9 protein-coding genes and 1 pseudogene are annotated in these 16681 nt (G+C 36.0%); 7 read left to right on the forward strand and 3 right to left on the reverse strand.

The window, feature by feature from the left end; translation table 11 throughout:
• The first annotated feature begins 697 nt into the window (after positions 1–697).
• The 7 genes and pseudogenes from MSBRW_RS19970 to fhcD all read left to right on the forward strand — a co-directional run bounded on the left by MSBRW_RS19970 (position 698) and on the right by fhcD (position 9844).
• Positions 698–1063, forward strand: coding sequence for a response regulator (locus MSBRW_RS19970; protein ID WP_011306006.1), 366 nt, complete (start codon positions 698–700; stop codon positions 1061–1063).
• A 274-nt stretch (positions 1064–1337) separates the two neighbouring features.
• On the forward strand, positions 1338–2423 hold the full coding sequence (locus tag MSBRW_RS19975; RefSeq protein WP_048102640.1) for a protein-glutamate methylesterase/protein-glutamine glutaminase: 1086 nt from the start codon (positions 1338–1340) through the stop codon (positions 2421–2423).
• Positions 2424–2879: 456 nt separating this feature from the next.
• Positions 2880–4676: a chemotaxis protein CheA gene (locus MSBRW_RS19980; protein ID WP_011306004.1), complete on the forward strand. Its 1797-nt coding sequence runs from the start codon at positions 2880–2882 to the stop codon at positions 4674–4676.
• 60 nt (positions 4677–4736) lie between these two features.
• Complete coding sequence (locus MSBRW_RS19985) at positions 4737–5645, forward strand: CheR family methyltransferase (protein ID WP_011306003.1); 909 nt, start codon at positions 4737–4739, stop codon at positions 5643–5645.
• Positions 5646–6412: 767 nt separating this feature from the next.
• Positions 6413–6892 carry a chemotaxis protein CheD gene (locus tag MSBRW_RS19990; protein WP_048102639.1) on the forward strand — a complete coding sequence of 160 codons (480 nt, stop codon included), beginning with the start codon at positions 6413–6415 and terminating at the stop codon, positions 6890–6892.
• A 230-nt stretch (positions 6893–7122) separates the two neighbouring features.
• A pseudogene (locus tag MSBRW_RS21585) lies at positions 7123–8210 on the forward strand (transposase).
• 740 nt (positions 8211–8950) lie between these two features.
• On the forward strand, positions 8951–9844 hold the full coding sequence (gene fhcD / locus MSBRW_RS20005) for a formylmethanofuran--tetrahydromethanopterin N-formyltransferase (protein ID WP_011306001.1): 894 nt from the start codon (positions 8951–8953) through the stop codon (positions 9842–9844).
• 933 nt (positions 9845–10777) lie between these two features.
• On the opposite strand, the gene MSBRW_RS20015 is transcribed toward fhcD, so the two are convergent.
• From MSBRW_RS20015 to mfnA, 3 genes are all read right to left on the reverse strand, one after another.
• Positions 10778–12331 carry a TraB/GumN family protein gene (locus tag MSBRW_RS20015; RefSeq protein WP_011306000.1) on the reverse strand — a complete coding sequence of 518 codons (1554 nt, stop codon included), beginning with the start codon at positions 12329–12331 and terminating at the stop codon, positions 10778–10780.
• Between the two features lie 466 nt (positions 12332–12797).
• Positions 12798–13892 carry a CBS domain-containing protein gene (locus tag MSBRW_RS20020; RefSeq protein ID WP_011305999.1) on the reverse strand — a complete coding sequence of 365 codons (1095 nt, stop codon included), beginning with the start codon at positions 13890–13892 and terminating at the stop codon, positions 12798–12800.
• 556 nt (positions 13893–14448) lie between these two features.
• Positions 14449–15636, reverse strand: coding sequence for a tyrosine decarboxylase MfnA (gene mfnA, locus MSBRW_RS20025; protein ID WP_011305998.1), 1188 nt, complete (start codon positions 15634–15636; stop codon positions 14449–14451).
• Positions 15637–16681: the final 1045 nt, after the last annotated feature.

Here is a 16681-nt window from a genome sequence, read left to right on the forward strand (position 1 = left end):
AAAGTTATGAAAATATTATTCTATCTTAATAAGTATACCTTAGACCTACAAATTGTCTCGAGGTTATTTTCAATTTACAATAATATATGAAGTTTGAGAAAATATAAATTTATTTGTTAGATTTAGATTCATAATTTTAATATATAAATAGTGGTAAAAATAATATATTTAAATTCAGGTATTGTTTTGGGTATTACTGTATCAGGAAAAGGTGTGAGTTAGTCCCAAATTAAATTTAACACAAACAGGGAAACGTTTTATTTATAAAAGGTAACATGATTAATTTCTTATTTAAATTTGAAGATCAAAATTGGAACTCGGCTGAAGATTGAGAAAGTACCGGTAACTTTTGTAAATAGTGTGTTAACATATCAATTAACCAGATTATCTAAATAAATATCAGTCTTCTAATTTTATAAAGACAATTAAAAAATTTAATATAGCAGGTTTCGTATATATTTTTCTACACAATTGGGATGAACATATCTTAACAAATAAACTGCGCTGGTTACACTTGTTAACCTCGAGTAATTTTTGAAGTAGGTCCTTTGATTCATGGCATGAGTTTGTAGAAAATACACAGTCAAGAGACGAGATTCGGCAAAGCTAGGAATAAAGTATCAGAACATTCCAAAAAACAAAGGTGTAAATATCATCCGATATTGTCGCTTGTTCAAGAACGGAAGAAGGGAAATGCATGGCCAGAATTATGATCGTGGACGATGCCGAATTTATGCGGATGATTATTAGAGATATTCTTCTGATGCACGGACATGAAGTTGTTGCTGAGGTCAATGATGGGGAAGATGCAATTCAGATTTATTTCGAAGTAAAGCCCGATATTGTGTTAATGGATATAATTATGCCAGATATGGATGGAAAAGAAGCATTGCAAAAACTTCTTACTATGGACCCTGAGGCAAAAATCGTAATGTGCTCCTCCATTGGTCAACAGGCCCTCATAACCGAATCAATGAAGATAGGAGCTATGGGCTTTATAGTAAAACCTTTTGAGCCTGATGGAATGCTTGATGTAATAAGAAAAATTGCTGAACCGAATTAGATCCGAGTTGAGTCTGATTGTAAATCAGGCTACTATTAAAATCAAATTGCACTAACTGAGCTGCATTAAATAAAGCAATTAAAGTATATTGAATAAAACAACTGAAGTTACATAAAATTGGACTAACTTAACTGAGGCTACATTAAACTGATTAACTTAACTGAATCTATATAAATTAAACTATGTCAAATCAGACTATTGTTAATATTGTTAAATAAAGAGTATTAGATAAAACTAGTAAAATAAATATGATATTTAAAGAAAAGTGCTTGAGATGACTATCCGTGCACTCATAGTCGATGATTCTGCTTTAATTCGCAAACTCCTTTCCGATATTCTCAGTCAAGACCCAAATCTCAGAATCATAGGGACGGCATTCAATGGAAAGGACGGTCTTGAGAAAATTAAAAAATTAAGGCCTGATGTCGTTCTTCTAGACAATATTATGCCCGTTTTTGACGGCCTTAAGACTCTTGCTTGGATTGTGAAGGAGTGTCCGACTCCAGTTGTGATGATTTCAGCCTTTGGAGAAAGAGCTGAGGAAATTACACTTACGGCCTTTGAATATGGAGCAGTGGATGTAATCCAGAGGCCAGAAGGGATTCTTAGTCAGAACATGCCAGATATGGCAGAAGAAATTTGCAGAAAAACCCGTGCAGCTACAAAAGCCAATCTTGAAAATCTGGAATGCATGCGAAATCGAGAATTGGAAGAAACGGACATAAATAAAAGAGAAAAAATAGAAAAGCATCGGTCCCGGAAAGAAACAACGTCTTTCGTGCGAAATGTTCTTGCAATAGGCGCATCCACTGGAGGGCCAAGAGCCCTTGAGAAGCTTATAGGTTCTTTTCCTGCCGACATCCCTGCCGCAGTCCTGATAGTACAGCACATGCCCGCAGGTTTTACGGCGTCTTTTTCTAAAAGGCTTGATTCAAAAACGGCTCTCAGGGTAAAAGAAGCAGAAGAAGGAGACATAATAGAGGAAGGAACCGTGCTTATAGCTCCCGGAAACCATCATATGGAAATCGTACAGAAGACTGTAAAAGGTCGTAAAGAAGAGGTTGCACATCTTTCGTGCAGCCCGAAAGAACTGGGTTCAAGACCGTCAGTAAATGCTCTTTTCAGGTCTATCGCCCCAATTTACGGCTCCAAAATTGTTTCCCTGGTTCTGACCGGAATGAACTGTGATGGAGCGGATGGAGCTGAACAAGTAAAAAAGATGGGAGGAAAAATAATTGCTGAGGCCCAGAGTTCATGTGTGGTTTACGGGATGCCAAAAGAAGTTGTAAGGCGAAAACTGGCGGATTTTGTGCTTCCCCTGGATAAAATGGCTGAAGAAATTGTAAAAATAATAAGCTAACTTTTCAAAATAAAAAGCAGTCTGATTTTTAAGGTTAAAGATTAACTCTTCGTACGGGACCTCTATATTGAATAAAAGATTGAGATACCACTAAACCATCATTAAACCTCCATAAACCTACATTAAACCTACATTAAACCTTCATTAAACCTTCATTAAACCTTCATAAACTAGAAGTGTTGTAATTAAATTGAAAGCTGGAATGGAACCAGGTGTAAGAATTAAAACAGCAGTACAGACTAAATAAATATTGGGATTAAAACAAAAGTACGGACTAAACAAATGTTGGAACTAAAACAGAAATATGGACTAAACAAATGCTGGGATAAAAACAGACGTAGGGATTAAACCTAATTGAATAAGAAACCGAATCTAGAACTCAATCCCGAACTGAATTCTGTGTTGAGAACCCATCTAAAAATGAAAATGTGAACTTCCAGAAAGGCAGGGAAAATTATGGATATGTCAAAATATATGGACATTTTCAGGGTAGAGTCTGAGAAATACATCAAAGAGTTGAGCGATTCCCTGCTGGTACTTGAGAATGATCCTGAAAATACGGAACAAGTGAATACGTTATTTCGCGCAGCTCATACATTCAAAGGCATGGCTGCCACTATGGGGTTCAAACAAATTGTAGAGTTAACGCATGAAATGGAAAGCTTGATAGATGGGCTGCGCACACGGCAAACTGTACTTAATTCTTCTTTGATTGATGTTCTCCTGATATGCGTGGATACCCTTGAGGGACTTGTAGAAAATGTCTGTGGGAGTGAGGGAAATAAGCCCGAAAAAGAAAAAAAAGATTCGGTTAATAAATACGAATACCATCCTGATGTTTACGAAGTGTTAAAAACCTTAAGGAAAGTAAACGATTCTCCTGAAAAAGCTTCCATTCAAAAAGCTGGAGATAAATCCCTGTCTGCAGAGAAGAAAAGTGAAGAAGGTGGGGAAGAAAGCGGCAAAATAAAAGATAATGCAAAAAAATGCAATAGAGATAACGAGGTTTCAAAAACTGAAGAAACTAATAAAGTAAAAAATGCCGCGAAAGAAATTTATCTACCAGAAAAAGCCCCAGCTTATCCAAAATCGAGTCCTAAAGTGAAAATTGTTCAAAACCCAAGAATTAGTACCAAGCAGCTAGATAAATTGATGAATCTCGTAGGCGAGCTCGTAATTAACCGGAGTAGAATAAACGAGCTTACACGCGACCTGAAATCCAAGGAGCTTGAAGCTGCACTTTCAGATTTTCATAAACTAACAAGAGAACTGCAAGAAGAAGTGATCGAGGCAAGAATGGTACCTCTGGACCATATTACCTACATCTATCCCAGAATGATCAGAGATCTTGCACGCGTACAAAACAAAAAAATCGATTTTATAATCAAAGGGAAAGAAATCAAGCTCGATAGAACTATTCTCGAAGAAATCGGGGATTCCCTGGTGCACCTGTTAAGAAATGCAGTAGATCACGGAATCGAAATTCCAGAGAAGCGTGTGGAACTTAGGAAAAAAGAGAATGGCACTGTACTGATTACAGCTTCAAGACAGGAAAATTTTGTCCTTATTAGAATAGAAGATGACGGATGTGGAATAGACACTAACGAAATCAGGAAAGTCGCATTAAAGAAAGGAATTATCTCAAGAGAAAGTGCGGAGCAACTTCAGGAAGAGGAAGCAATGCAGCTGATCTTTACTCCAGGTCTCAGTACCTCTGACAATGTTACCGATATCTCCGGAAGGGGAATAGGAATGGATGTTGTAAAAAACAGAGTTGAGCGCCTTGGAGGGTCCGTAAAAGTTGAGTCAAAGCCTGGACTTGGTTCCAGTTTCGAATTAAAACTGCCTTTAACCGTTGCAGTTTATCAGGCCATGCTGTTAAGAGTTGGAAAAGAAAAATACGCAATTCCCTTCACAAGCATAGTGAAAAACATTGAAGTTAGCTCGCAGGAAATCAAGCATATCAAAGGACAGGAAGTCATTTTAATAGACAATAAAATTCTTCCACTTTTTAGATTGAAAAGGCAGTTTCAGCTACCTGATGATGACGACGAGAACAATATTTTCGTAGTTCTGGTTGAAAAACACGGGCAATATACTGGGATAATCGTGGACGAGCTACTTGGAAAACAAGAAGTGATAGTAAAAAGCTTCAAAAGCAAGCTTCTTGATGATACCAGAGGGTTTGCGGGAGCTACAATTTTGGGCGATGGAAGCATTATTTTAATTATCGATGTCAACTCCCTGATTTAAAATACATAAGAAACTTTAATAGGATAAAAAAGCCTGGATAAAAATACTGCCGGTGAAGAAATGGGTAACGGTCCAGTTAGAAAGGCAAATGATAGTGAAATAAATAAAGAGAAAAGTAAAGAGAAAAATAGAGAGATAAAGACATGTCAAAATCTGGAAAAAGATCCAGGCTTTGAACTGTTAAAGAGACATATTAGTGGAAACACCGGCTTTAACTGTGAATATTATAAGGAAGCTCATTTCAGGCGTAGAATTAATGTGCGCGTTCGAGCCACCAATTCTGAGAGTTATGGAGCGTATCTGAAACTTTTGAAGAAAGATCCGCAAGAGTACGAATTTCTTCTTAACACCCTTACTATAAATGTCAGTGAGTTTTTCCGAAATCCCGAAACCTTCAGAATAATTGAAAAAGAAGTTATTCCTTCTCTTGTTAAAAACAGATCAGGACTATTTCTCCGATCAATTCGCATCTGGAGTGCTGGTTGTGCGGCAGGAGAGGAGGCCTATTCCCTTGCTATCCTGCTGCACAGGACCCTGAAAAACGATTTTAAAAAGTATAGAATAAGAATTATAGGTACAGATATTGATATTCAAAGTCTGGAAAAAGCCAAAAAGGGCGTTTATAATCAAAATTCACTTAAAAACCTTGATTCAGTCACAAAAGAACGTTATTTCTTCAAACAGGGAGATAATTATCAGGTAATAGACGAGTTTAAGAGTATAACGCAATTTAAAAATCACGATTTGATTTCAGATCCCAGAATCGATCATTTTGATCTTATTTTCTGCCGAAATGTAATGATATATTTTAAAAAGGAAATTCAGGAGCAATTACAGCTTAACTTCTGCAAAAATCTCGAAAAAGGAGGATTTTTTATAATAGGAAAGTCCGAAACACTGCTTGGGACTGCATCAAGTTTTTTTAGGCCTTACAATACAAGAGAGCGCCTGTACATAAAGGAAATCTAAAGGGACATTTATTGAAGAGGTCAAGAACCTGATAAATTTAAGCGAATATGAATATGGAGCCCAAAAAGAGTTTGAAAATGTCGGAACAGAGAATTCTGCAACTACTCTCTATAAACTATGTTTCGTCCCACAATGATATACCTTTTATATAATTATTATATAACTTTTGTATAGCTTTTTTAATTTTTATATAATTATTATATAACTTTTGTATAGCTTTTTTAATTTTTATATAATTATTATATAATTTTTGTATAACTTTTTTAATTTCCCCGTAAAGATTATACCACTTATAAGGTAGCCTAACTATTTCACTTCAACTTCGAATTTGTTTCATTTTACATGATCGTTTTCCTTTACTAAAATGAGTTGGAATTACTCAACGAGCAGACCCCAAAACTCGAAATTGCTTCTCTAATTCTCATACTTTGAATTACTTCGAATAATAGACCTAGTTCTGGATCATGGAAAATTGTTCTGAATATTATAATAATTCTAGAACAATGTTGGTTTTGGGACAAGCTTGACATTTAACTTATACATTACCTGCTGTTATCTCTTCTATTAAATTTTCACATAATTTTTAATCTGTGAAATCATTTCAGGATACAACAATTCTAAATAAATTATACACATTTCCTGAATAAACTTCTGAAAGAAATTATAAATTATATTAAATAGTTCCTAAACAATTTCTAAGCAGTTTCTAAATAATTTCTAATAAATTCCAAAACAGAGAAATTTCTGAACCAGGAGAATTCTTCAAGATTACCAACTCAGGCGTAATCATAGTGGGAATAGGAGCCTGTGCATTGGCCAGGAGTCCGGTTAAAATTAAAACCTTCGGATTGGGCTCATGTGTAGTTATAACACTTTATGATAGGCAGGAGAGAATAGGGGGCCTTGTCCATACGATGCTTCCGAGTATAAGTGATGCAAGGATAAAAGACAAACCTTTTAAATATACAGATTCCGGTATAGAGCATCTTGCAACCGAGATACTAAGAGAAGGTTCACCCAGAAAAAGATTCGAAGCAAAACTCGTAGGTGGAGCGCATATGTTTGAAAATCGGAACCTGAACATAGGTGAAAGAAATATAAAATATGCCAAAAACACTCTGGAAAAGTTTGAAATACCAATTATATCCGAAGATACAGGCAAAAATTACGGACGTACAATAACCCTTGATACTTCTACTGGCGATCTCCTAATTAGGACTATTTTGAGAGCAGATAAGATAATCTAAAAGAATTGATTGGTTTCTATCTTTAATAAGTTTTTATTTTTAATCTATCCTTACCTTTATAGGGTCCTCTTAAACTCACTCTCAAACTAGAGGTTATTACTTATTTGTTCCATTAATTAAGGTTATTAGTAGTCCCCCTCAAAAAAGTACATTCAATTTTTCGTCTGAATTTTAATTAATGTCATAAAAAATCGTAAATTTTATTGAGAAGGATTTTCAATCCTTTTCTGGTGATTATTACGAAACCTCCACTTATACCACTAAATGAAGATTTCAAATGGCAATTGTTGTCCGAAATATTAAATGTTTTTGATTTGAGATTCTGTAAGCAAACTCTTACAAGGAGGGGCATTGTGCCCCTCCACAGATCAGTACCTACTATAAAAATTGTTCTTCTAAGCATGTTTTTTTCTTGTGAAATCTCTTATGCTATAAAGGAATTAAAAGAAAGAGAAGTCTTGAGAAACTTTTTAAAAATCAGTTTAGTACAACTGAAAAGGAAGTTTATGGCATTCTTAGTGAGTATGAACCCCAAGAGTTTACTGCTTTTGTTTTTGAAATATTGAATGATTTATGCCCTAAGAGAAAAAATGGATCAAGAGACATTATTATTGATAGTACTGACATAAACCTTAACCTGAACTGGCACGCTAAAAAGATTACCAAAGAAAGCCTAAAAAACAAAGAATACAAGTGGGGACATTCAACCCATAGAGGTTTCTTCATTGGTATGAAACTTACTCTTGCACTTGATTCTCAAACATTAAAACCTTTAGCGTTTCTGATTAATGAAGCAAATGTAGCAGAACCTAAAATTTATCCTGAAATACTTAAAGAACTTAAAAGAAAGAGAATAATAAAAGCAGGTGACGTTATCTATGCTGATAGAGGATACTATTCCTATGAAAACTACGTTATATCTGTAAGGAAAACTACGTTATATCTGTAAGAAATTTTAAGGTAGTACCTTTAATTTTTCCAAGGAAAAACTGTAATTTTAAGAAACTTTTCAATATGTTTAGATTATCCTCTGAAAATATTTGATTTAAGAAGAAATACTGAAAAAGAAATTAAATTCTACAAAGAAATAATTGCAAAGTTTAAAGAGTTAATAAGCAAATGGAAAGAACTCAGATCTGTAAGGTCAATCATAGAAGATGCATTCAAACTAGCGAAGAAAGCATACTCTATGGAGAATTTACACAGATATACAAGGAGTTCTGTCCAAAAATACTGTTCTTTAGCTGTACTTTTAGTAGGGGTAACTGTAAATTACGGTATTAATGAAAGGAAGGAATTGCAAGCCTTCTCTGAATGAAGAAATTAAGAGGGGACTATTACCTTTATTCATTTACTCTTTCGTTTGTTTTTACTTTCAATCTGTTCTTACCTTTATTCATTTATTCTTTCGTTTGTTTTTACTTTTAATCTGTTCTTACCTTCATTCATTTATTCTTTCGTTTGTTTTTACTTTTAATCCGTTCTTACATTTAGTTCCTTTTACTTTTTGACATTGTTGAAGCAATATTGAGAAATGTTTTTGGATTTTTAAAGTAAATTATTTTATCAAATTGTTCATTTTTGAATTCACTTTCGTTTCTTCACCTTTCCCTGAAAAATTATATATTTGATATAAATATTATAATTACATTATTAGTTCCATTAATAAAGCAAAAGAAAAGAAAAGAAAAGAAAAGAAAAGTAGCACAAAACTTTAAATCTGTATCTGAGGCTAGATCTAAGGTAAAGTGACACTCTGAATATACTTGAGTACACTCTTAGTACAGTTTAAGTATACTTTGAGCAATAAGCTAAGTGTACTTCAGGTAATACTGCGAGTACACTTGAAGTATACATTAAATATTCTTTAGATAACACTCTGAGCACTACTCTAAAATTCTTTGAGTAACCCTTGAGTAAATACTATATTCTTGGTCATTCTGTAAGATATCTGAAAAGTTCTAAAATCTTATAGAAGACGAGAAGACAGGGAAACCAAACCTGACAATTCGCGAACTAGTTTCAAGATAGCAGTAATTAATCAAATGGGAGATTTTTATGGAAATCAACGGAGTAGAAATCGAAGATACATATGCAGAAGCGTTTCCGATCAAGATTGCACGGGTACTCATAACAGCTGCTACTAAGCGCTGGGCCCTTGTGGCAGCTACTGAAGCTACAGGCTTTGCAACATCCGTTATAATGTGTCCTGCCGAAGCCGGAATTGAGAGGTTAGCAAGCCCCAGCGAGACTCCTGATGGCAGACCTGGAGTTTATGTCCAGATATGCACTTTCAAATACGAAGCTCTTGAAGAACAGCTCCTTGAAAGAATTGGACAGTGTGTACTTACAGCCCCTACAACTGCAGTCTTCAATGGACTTCCTGAAGCCGAAAAACAATTTAATGTAGGTTTTAAACTCAAGTTCTTCGCAGACGGCATGGAATCCGAAACCCAGATTGCAGGCCGCAAAGTATATAAGGTACCAATTATGGAAGGAGACTTCCTGGCCGAAGAAAATATAGGAGCCATAGCTGGAATTGCAGGCGGAAACTTCTTCATCTTCGGAGACTCCCAGATGACCGCCCTGACTGCGGCCGAAGCTGCTGTTGATACCATTGCAGAGCTTGAAGGTACAATTACCCCCTTCCCTGGCGGTATTGTAGCCAGCGGATCTAAATCCGGAGCAAACAAATACAAGTTCCTGAAAGCTACTGCTAACGAAAGATTCTGTCCTTCCATAAAGGATAAGATTGAAAATACTGAAATCCCGGCAGATGTCAATGCTGTTTATGAAATTGTTATCAACGGGCTTGATGAAGAAAGCATAAAAGCTGCCATGAAAGCAGGAATTAAAGCCGCTGTAACTGTTCCGGGCGTTAAGAAGATCTCAGCAGGAAACTACGGCGGAAAACTGGGCAAATATCAGTTTAAACTTCACGAACTCTTCTGAGCTCTAAAGCCTTTTCCTTTTTTACTTTCTTCTCTATTCTTTTTTATTCTCGTTTTTAGCCCTTATGTAATGATAATCATATAATGTCGGTCTAATGTAAAGAAAAATTAAAAGTTGACTATTCTGGCTAATTTTTAATACCGAATTCATCCTAAAACTTGAAATTTGCTTCTTGGGCCCTGTATTTTGAATAATCAATCAAGCTCATGATCATGAAAACAATTCTGAGAATTTCCAACAATTAAGAGTAAGGTGACTTTTTGGAGAGGCTCACTATATAATAGACCCCTTGAAAAATGATTAGTATTTCAAGGGATATTAAACCTTATTTGCCAAATATAATATAGTGTTAGCCCTCCTCCAGTTAAGGTATATTCATTAAATGATCTATTTGCTGTTCAAATGACTTAAGTACTTTAATTGTTAAATTAAACGTTGATTTGTCCTCACTTTTAACATTGAATTTGATATGGATGAAAAGGATATCAGATGCCTTATTTATAAATAAACATAAATTGTAAACGAATAAAGTATTTATCTCGCTCTTTTCTTGATTTAAGAGAGTATTATAGATTATTTATCTAAAAAATTGATTTTTAGAGTTTACCTTAATTGGGAAAACTCTAGATGCATACCTATTATCCAAAATAAGCATTGTATACCCTTAGTTTTAATACTGCTTTGGAAGGACCCTGAAAAACGATTTTAAAAAGTATGAGAGGAAGAAGAAGATTCCAAGAAGTATGAGAGGAAGATTCCAGGGATATAAGAAAAAAGAAGATTCCAAGAAGTATGAGAGGAAGATTCCAGGGATATAAGAAAAAAGAAGATTCCAAGAAGTATGAGAGGAAGATTCCAGGGATATAAGAAAAAAGAAGAATATTCAGGAACCAGGGTTCCAGAACACCAGTATATTAAGGGATATCAAAGACTTTAGAGTCCGAGTGCATTGAACCCAGAAAGTAGAACATCTCTCGGATCAATGCCAGTTACATGCAGCATGACATAAGCTGCAACGAAAGTCCCTGTCATACTTCCTATGTTTGCAAAGCTTGCGACAAGGAGGACTCGCATGAACTTATTTTTGAACATTTCCCTGAAAGTTTCTACTCCTGCCAGGGCTTTTATGTCCGCAGTAGTAGGGTTTCGCTGTTTCGCTTCTACAAGACCAGCAAACCAGCCTGCGGCAATAAGAGGGTGCAAAGTAGTTAGCCAGGCAACCGAAAAGGCAGTCAGAACTGAGTAAGGATGGCCGCCTGCAAGTAAAGTACCGATTGCACTGAGGGTTCCTGTAATAATAAACCACCATCCAAAGGCTATTAAAAGGAGTTTCAGCGGAACGCCAGAAAGCAGCAGTATTAAAAAGAATCCAACTATAACGGCGACAAAAGCAAAGCCAACAATCTTTCCAAGACCTATACGTTTCTTTGGAACCTGCATAAGATTACTCAGAGAAGGAACGCTTTTCGGATTTTTCAGGTACTTAGTTACTCCCGGTTTATGTCCGGCTCCAATTACCACGACAACAGTTTTGTTTCCACCTGCCGCGACATTGAGGATGCTTCCTGCTAGATATGCATCCCTTTCATCAATGAGAACCTCTGCTGCAGTCGGGGCAAAATCTCTGAGTTCATTTACGAGACCAGTTACAACATCGGTTTCTGTAATTTTATCAATATCTATTTCGGTTCCTTTTCCTATTCCTATTAGGCCACCTAACAGGGAGCCAATCATTTTGACTTTTTCCAGGAACTTCATTTTTCCCCAGAAACGCTGAAGGGTCACCTGGATATCACGGTCAATTAGGGCAACTTTAGCTCCTATAGACTCGGCTTCCTCGATTGCGGAAAGCATCTCGGCTCCGGGTCTTACACCCATATCATCACCGATTTTTTTCTGCACATAGGCAAGCAGCCAGTGAATAACGTAATAGTTAACCTTACCTTCAGAAAGAATGTCCTTAATAGGAACCTGTTTTTCCTGCACATTACCCTTCAGGGAATCATAACGTCCCCTGCAAAGCTCGACAGCTACGATATCCGGTTTTAGATCCCTTATAGCGGCCTTGACCTCAGCAACACTCTTTTCAGAGACATGGGCGGTTCCTATAAGCACAATTTTTGATGGCTGATACTCAGCCTGATGTGCATCAGAGAATTGGGAAGATGAAGGAATTGAAACTTCGGAAGCCGAATCAGGAATAGATTCTGCAATAATTTCGGAACTGATGTCAAGCTTTGTTTCAAGCTTTGTTTCAAGTTTTGTTTCAAGTTCGTCAGGTTCTATTTTGGATGCTGGCACAGAAGTTTTTTCTTCCTGCGGCATGTTAATTGAAGAACCCGGAATTTTAGACTTTCCAACAGAAGTGAAGTTTTCTGCGGATTCGGTCACAAGTTTGTCCATAGAATATATTGACTCCTGAGATGAACTATGAAAATTGTAGTCAGGGTCCTTGTCCTGAGAATCTGTAATTTCAGGTTTGCTCATTGTTAGTCTCTCTGCTGCAACGCGTTAAGATGATGCGTAAAAGCATATCCCTTGAAGGACTGCAGTTAATCGCATGAGTAATTAAATTCTTCACATAAAATAACCAAGCTATAAAAAACTTAGCTATAAGCAGATAATTAACTGGTGGTAATTATCTGCCAGAGATTTATATTTTGCTGCTTTCAGATTTTACCTCTATTTTTATAATATTCATTAGATATAATTAATTATGAACTTATCTAATAAACTTATCTAATATATTCTTATATAATTTTGGGAAAGTATGGATCATTAAAAATTTAATAGAGTATGATCTTTTGATAAAAATATCTTTTGATAAAAACTTGTTTTGACAAGTCCCTTTTGATTAACTTCCTGATAAAACTTCTTTTGACAATTCCTCTTGATAAATTCTGCTTAAGAATCCTCTTGTTCGAAAATCTACCTAATCTAGAGTGTTTAAAAATTACTCTGACCTCAGTTTCAGAGTCCGTACAAGATCCGTTCTTGAGAGTATTCCTACGATCGATCCATTATCAATAACTAGAACTCTTCCGATATTTTTAGATGATACAAGTTTCAGGACATCACTGGCTTGCGCATCCGGAGATACTGAGATAACATCTCTGGTCATAATATCCGAGACCTTGGCCGCCGGGCGGTCAACAGAAGGAATACGCTGGATGTCTGTAAACGTTACAATTCCTTTCAGGAAGTCTCCTTCCATCACAGGATAGCCCATATGTTTCTTCTCAAACATGAATTTAACCAGGTCGTCCACACTCATGGAAGGACTTACTGAAACTACATTCCTGGTCATAATATCCCTGATCCTAATATTTTCGAGGGTTACCTCAGCCCGAGTAGAGCGTTCCTCTTCAGACGCGCCGACGTAAATAAAGAGCGCAATCAAAGGGAACCAGGGATTGCCTATAAGAATTCCGAAAATTGCCATAAGAACGGCAAAAAATTTCCCCACGGCTGCTGCACTCTGGGTAGCTTTCACATAAGACATTCTTCTCGCGTAGAAAGAGCGAAGTACTCTACCCCCATCCATTGGAAAAGCAGGCAGCAGGTTGAAGATCCCGAGTATAAGGTTCATAATCCCAAGAATCCAGATAACAAGGTATACCGGATTTTGAGAAAGCACAGGGCTAGGGGAAATAAAATTTCCGTATATTAAAAGACAGACCAAGCCTATTACAAGGCTTGTAAGGGGTCCTGCAGAAGCCATTTTTGCTTCCTGTTCAGGTTTTCTGGGTATCTTTTCCATAGCCGATACTCCTCCAAAAAGGAAGAGGGTGATATTCTCAATTTTGACCCCGTAACGCATTGCCAGATATGAATGTGCAAGTTCGTGTACAAGGATCGAAGCAAAAAGCAGGATGGCGGTCAGGACTGAAAGAGAATATCTTGTGATAGACGGCTCAACTCCCTCAAAACCGAAAGGCTGCGGGTTGATCGCAAACACATAAGCAAATATGGGTAATATGAGAAGAAAAGTTATGTGCAGCCTGATAGGTATACCCATAACACTTCCGATTTTTAATGACGATTTCATAAAATAAATACCCCCATTTTCATTTTTATATTATAAAGGAGATGACTAAACGTTGAATATGAACTAACGCTAAATTAGGTAAAGAATCTGAACTTAAAATATTAGGTCCAGTCTGTCACGAATAACACAGCTCATCAGGAGTCGAAATTTGTAGGTAGTTCCATTATAAATCCCACTGGAGCTGCACGTAAGTTCCCTTAACTCTACTCATAAACTCTTCTAATTACCTTTCCCTCATAAAGTCGTCTTGTAAAGTTTACCTGATCAAGTTGCCTTATAAATTTTTCTTTATAAAGATAACTGACCTCATTTATTATTTGGCAATAATTATACATATCTGTTTGTACGTGATTAGTTACGATTAATATATGATGTAAACTTAAACAATTAAGCCTTAAACAATTAAGCGAAAACCGAAGAAATTATGGGAATAAGAAAGAAGTAAAATTTAAAGCTCTGCTGTTAATTAAAGTTCTGCTGTTAATTAAAATTCTGCTGTTAATTAAAGTTCTGCTGTTAATTAAAGTTCTATTGTTAATTAAAGTTCTGCTGTTGATTAAAGTTCTGTTGTTACTTTTCTCAGATCTTGTAGGAATTCTTCTATATCACGGGCTGTATTGTGAGGCATTAGGACCAGACGAAGAGATCTTGGGTTGCGGGTAATTGAGACGTTCCAACCAAATTTCTTAAGGAGCTGCTCCCGCACAATATCAGGGTTCGGAACTCTCAGGTCGACCACGTTCATTACAGGCTCGATCAGAGGTTCAAAGCCAAATTTTCGAGCCTCTTTGACCAGTTTTGTAGTAAGCTGCATGCAGTACTGTACATTTTTTCTATATCCTTCACGTCCAAGATATTTCATAACGGCATAAGTGGCAGCGGCTGAAGCTCCACTGCGGGTGCCTGTGAGAGTGAACTGAGACTTTGTTGTAAGATATGGAGTATTCACCTTAAGAGAGTCCATAAAAAAAGGAGATCTGAATAATAGGGCACCTGAGGGAATTGTGGAAAGCCCCATTTTATGGGGATCTATTGCAATGGAGGTAACGCCTGGAACTTTGAAATCGAAAGAATATGGCTTTTCAAGGAATGGAATCACAAACCCTCCGAAAGCCGCATCAACATGAAGGAAAAGCTCATTCTCAAGAGCAAGTTTTGAAAGTTCCTCAATCGGATCTACCTGGCCGAATTCCGTGTTTCCTGCTATCCCTACAAGTCCAATAGTGTTTGCATCTATCAGGCTTTCCGCAGATGCAATATCCACTCTGAATTCAGGATCCAGAGAAGCTCTTTTAACCTCAATACCCATCATATTGGCAACCTTATCAAATGAGAAGTGAGCTGACTCGGGAACAACTATATTGAGGATCTCACCTGACTTTTTCCCGTCTTCAGTTACGAGGTTTTTCATGCCCCTGATAGCCTGAATATTAGATTCTGTGCCTCCTGTTGTAAGATAACCGCAAACCGAACTCTCACATGCCTCTCCGGAAGGAATTTCAACAGACTGAGCATGAAGAAGTTCTCCCAGCATCCTGATAACTTCTTTTTCCAGTCTGTGGGCACCTGCAAAAAGTCCCAGATCGCCCAGGTTAGCCTCAATAAATAACCTGTGAGCCTCAACCGCGATTCTATGCGGGTGAGTGCACATCGAACTTAAAACCCTATAGTAATCCGTATCCTCTGACTTTACATCTTCCAGATAGGAAAATATCTCTTTCTCAGAAAGACCCTGCTCATTCATGTGGATAAAGTAAAACCAATTTTATTTAAAATACTTATGGAATATAACTCTAAATTAGCAAGTAACTCTCCTAACGATGCATCAGAATCTCCTAATGCACATCAGAAGAGACTAACTTTCGGCAAGTGATTAAAAGTATTAGAAAGTTAAAAAAGTTCCACAAAAAAGTTATGTGAGCAGTAATAGGGTGAGGAAGTATACAAGATCTAAAAAAAGGACTGTATGTTAAGGTATCATAATTGCATTAATGTCTGCTTTAGAGGGAGACCCCTATATTTCGACTGGAGAGATTTTTATAGGTTCAGAAAATGTAAATTTCTCAGAACATGTAATTTAGATTTCTCAATTTTTTGAAAATCATACTTTTTCTGATAGATTGAGTATCAATAAAAACTCAAAATAAAAATATTCAATGAAAATATTAAATCAAATTTTTTACTATTAAGAAAAGCTTCTCTAAAAACAAACTAACTTTTTTAATAATAACATATATATAGTATTAATTCTATAACCAAACAACATTATTTTACCAATAAACAAAATAAAATTTTATTTTATTTTACTGCCTTGGATCTTGAATCTCTTTAATGGAAATCATGGGGTCTGGGGGTTATATAAACTTTCCAGTGGAAATACAGGGGTCTACTTTTTGTTTTTACTTTTCTCTTTGTGTTTTTTTCCCTAACTTCTCCATTATTCCAAACTTCTCCATTATTCCAAACTTTCTTAAATTTCCTAGCTTTTTCTGTTTTCTTTATCTTTTCTCACTTACTCAATGCAAACAATCTCAAATTTAAAAATCACTCTAAAGATTGCTCTAAAGTTGTCTCAACTTTGTAAACTTATTTGTTCACAGGGATTTTATTCACATAATTCTAATTTTATCTTAAAATTTTTATTTTTTAATTTTATGTAAAAATATTATAATTTTCATAACTTATTCCATTCGAAAGAAAGGGTTTAAATTTAACCTACATTGGTTCTGGAACTCATAATTTTTTGTTTCAGCTATAATAAGCTAGAGAACATTGGTTTTTATGGCAGG

The organism is Methanosarcina barkeri str. Wiesmoor, from assembly GCF_000969985.1.
In the GTDB taxonomy this organism is placed as follows: domain Archaea; phylum Halobacteriota; class Methanosarcinia; order Methanosarcinales; family Methanosarcinaceae; genus Methanosarcina; species Methanosarcina barkeri_B.

Bases quoted from the DNA above. Each gene is read 5' to 3' on its own strand.
- MSBRW_RS19980 (WP_011306004.1), top strand. From the start codon at position 2,880: ATGGATATGTCAAAATATATGGACATTTTCAGGGTAGAGTCTGAGAAA.
- fhcD (WP_011306001.1), top strand. From the start codon at position 8,951: ATGGAAATCAACGGAGTAGAAATCGAAGATACATATGCAGAAGCGTTT.
- MSBRW_RS19975 (WP_048102640.1), top strand. From the start codon at position 1,338: ATGACTATCCGTGCACTCATAGTCGATGATTCTGCTTTAATTCGCAAA.
- mfnA (WP_011305998.1), bottom strand. From the start codon at position 15,636: ATGAATGAGCAGGGTCTTTCTGAGAAAGAGATATTTTCCTATCTGGAA.
- MSBRW_RS19985 (WP_011306003.1), top strand. From the start codon at position 4,737: ATGGGTAACGGTCCAGTTAGAAAGGCAAATGATAGTGAAATAAATAAA.
- MSBRW_RS19970 (WP_011306006.1), top strand. From the start codon at position 698: ATGGCCAGAATTATGATCGTGGACGATGCCGAATTTATGCGGATGATT.
- MSBRW_RS20015 (WP_011306000.1), bottom strand. From the start codon at position 12,331: ATGAGCAAACCTGAAATTACAGATTCTCAGGACAAGGACCCTGACTAC.
- MSBRW_RS20020 (WP_011305999.1), bottom strand. From the start codon at position 13,892: ATGAAATCGTCATTAAAAATCGGAAGTGTTATGGGTATACCTATCAGG.